1 protein-coding gene is annotated in these 2,101 nt (G+C 38.7%); it reads right to left on the bottom strand.

The genetic code is table 11. The features are described 5' to 3' along the window. Window positions 1–52: 52 nt before the first annotated feature. The gene (locus tag D0T85_RS21885; RefSeq protein ID WP_163215653.1) at window positions 53–1,939 is read right to left on the bottom strand and encodes an IS1634 family transposase; all 1,887 of its coding nucleotides are present in this window, start codon (window positions 1,937–1,939) and stop codon (window positions 53–55) included. Between the last annotated feature and the right edge of the window lie 162 nt (window positions 1,940–2,101).

Genomic DNA, 2,101 nt, shown 5'->3' with positions numbered 1-2,101 from the left:
CCCAACTTTCACTCATCACCATCATATTTCCTGCATCACTGACATCTGAGGGTCATTCTGGTGGCGGCTGTGTCCTACAGATTTTTATTTTCTTGAATGGGGCATATTTTAATTTCAGGACTGAATATATTTTCTCGGCTTGCTTGGTCGGTCGGCTACATTGTCGAAGTGTGACCTTGTCGCCTAAGGCATTGACGGCTTCTGTTGTAACTAATTTCTGTGTAGACATGCGACGTACTATTTCTGTCCAGTAACAATTCTCATCGGCTAGTTTGAGTTGAAGTCTTATGGTGTTAACGACCCAATAAGCAAGCAATCCGAAGAATAAATGAGCATCACTGCGGTCATCCTTTTGATGGTATATGGGTCGTAAGTTCAAGTCTGTTTTGAGCTGTCGGTTTGTGCATTCAATTTCACGTATCAGATTGTAATACTCCCATGTTGTCTCTTCTCCAAAGGTTCTTACATTGGTGCGCAAAAAGTAAACACCTGTATTCTTATCTATTGCTGTGATATTTTTGATACCCCAATCTACCTTTCCCATTTCGGCAGGTTTCGTTTCATTACGTAGATATGTTATTCGGTAATGACGTGCTATGGAGGGATATCGCTCTATAGCTCTGCCTACTCGTTCAACAACCTTTTCATAACGTTTAGTTCCACCTTTCTTTGAAATGGATTCATTGATTTTGTTCATCTCATCCTCAAAGCGTTCTCTCCACACACGATGCATGGAAGCTTCCGTCATAGCTTTTGAAGGTGAGGTAATTTCTAAATAATAGTCTTCATCCGGATTGGTCTTCACCTCTCGTAAAGTAATCTCCTGTTGTTTTGTATCTCTTACGGTTACTTTTCGATGGTCATTAGAAAGTGTATAATCCTTTAATCGTGTTCGGGATACGCATAGATAGTTATATCCTTTCTCCTTTATTCTTTGAAGGTTATCTTCTGTGGAAATACCGGCATCAATCACTACAAGTGTCTTTTCGTTAGTAGTAGGGCTTTTAACTGCTAACTTATCAATCATATCAGGAAGCGATTTTGGGTCGGAGGCATTACCTTCAAGAATAGACGAATAACGAATAAAACCCTCTTTGTTAATGCACAATGCAAGTACAAGTAATCGACAATCTGAACGCTTCTCCTTACTTCTGCCAAAATGTGCTTTGCGGCTACTCGCCTTTCTTCCTTCGAAGTAAAAGTTAGTCAAATCAAAGAGTACGATGTGATTGCTTATATTAAATAGGTTATCAGTCTTATTGCAAAGATGACGTTCCAAGTCGTCTTTAATCGCATAAAGGCGGTCGGGCATTTGATAAAGTGTATTTATACCCGGTGTCCAATCGGGATTACCTGAATAGAGTTCACAAGCAGCAGAGTTCTCCTTCATAATACGATGGGTCGCACATTCTGAAGGACTGTAAACGGTGCGTACAATTAGGTGTGAAAGTGCTGCATGGATAGCATTATCATTCCATCCTTGTTTATTCAAAAAGCCTTCTATATCAAGTTTATCTATGGTTTGTTTGCAAAGCCATTCTGCTCCTACATTTCGGGCATCTGTATGTTCTACACTATTGAGGTCTATATATTTCTCAGCTTCCTTTTGAGATATATTTTCTTTCTTATTGAATCGGTCAATACCACCTTCATTAACCATTCGTTGCCAATATTTTTCTGCCAAGAGACATTCTTCTGCCGAAAGAGAGTCTATCTTTTCATTAAAAATAGATATGTTGTTGCGGTTTTGGAAACGAGAGGTTAATGCTTGTGCTATTCGTTTTACTTGAAGAGGTTTCACAGAGGGCTCAAAACCAATATTGAGCACAATTAATGAATGGACATTACCACGCACATCGCGATAGGACTCCTTTAAACGATAGTAAGGAGCCTCTTCTCCGGTACTCGGGTTGAAACGAAGTTGTACATTCACGTGCATGCCGCAAAAATACAATAAGATTCTGTAACAATAGTGTCCTACAAATCAAATCTTGATAAAATAGAAACAATCCTATAATTGATTCTCAATATGTTATGATTGACATAGTGGGAAATAGAAGTGCAATTTTTATGAAAATTATTTTTAAGAGTGAAAGTTGGG

This window comes from Bacteroides sp. 519 (genome assembly GCF_010500955.1).
GTDB lineage: Bacteria > Bacteroidota > Bacteroidia > Bacteroidales > Bacteroidaceae > Bacteroides.
Note: the sequence above shows the minus strand (reverse complement) of the source record. Positions and strands in the feature narration are given on the sequence as shown.

Bases quoted from the DNA above. Each gene is read 5' to 3' on its own strand.
- D0T85_RS21885 (WP_163215653.1), bottom strand. From the start codon at position 1,939: ATGCACGTGAATGTACAACTTCGTTTCAACCCGAGTACCGGAGAAGAG.